Here is a 587-nt window from a genome sequence, read left to right on the forward strand (position 1 = left end):
GCCACCGCGCGGCCACCTCGCCCGGGTCGGGGCTCGCGAGTCGCTGCCGGAGCACGGCGACGAGGCCGGTGAGGTCGAGCGGCGCGGGCACCTGGGTCGGCTCCCGTCGGCTGCCGTCGTCGGGCAGCGGGTCGACGAGGTCGAGGTAGACCGACGGCTGCTCGTCCTCGGCGGCCACGGCGGTGACGACCACCCGCTCGCTCGCGCGGGTGATCGCGACGTGGAAGAGACGGGTCTCGTCGTGCCGGACCGCGGTCGCCGCCCCCGCCCCGGTGCGGTCGCGACCGGTGACGACGTCGACGAGGCGCTCGGAGCCCAGGAGGGATCCGCGCAGCCGCAGGTCGGGCCACACGCCCTCCTGCACCCCGCGACGACGACCGTGTGCCACTCGTGGCCGGCCGCCGTCTGCGGGGTGGACGAGGGCGACCGCATCGGCGTCGGGGCTGCGGGCGGCGAGGGAATCGGCGGCGACGGCCTGGCCGGCGACCGCGTCGAGGAAGGCGTCAGGGCCCGAGGCCGGCAGCGCGTCCTGGTGCGCCGCGGCGGCGTCGAAGAGTGCGACGACGGCATCGAGCGCCCGGTCGTGA

1 pseudogene is annotated in these 587 nt (G+C 77.5%); it reads right to left on the bottom strand.

Features of this window, described 5'->3' with window-relative positions:
* A pseudogene (locus tag AC2W7J_RS18670) lies at positions 1-587 on the bottom strand (ATP-dependent helicase); the annotation flags it as partial.

It is taken from the genome of Janibacter sp. CFPM2_SD2 (assembly GCF_057364645.1).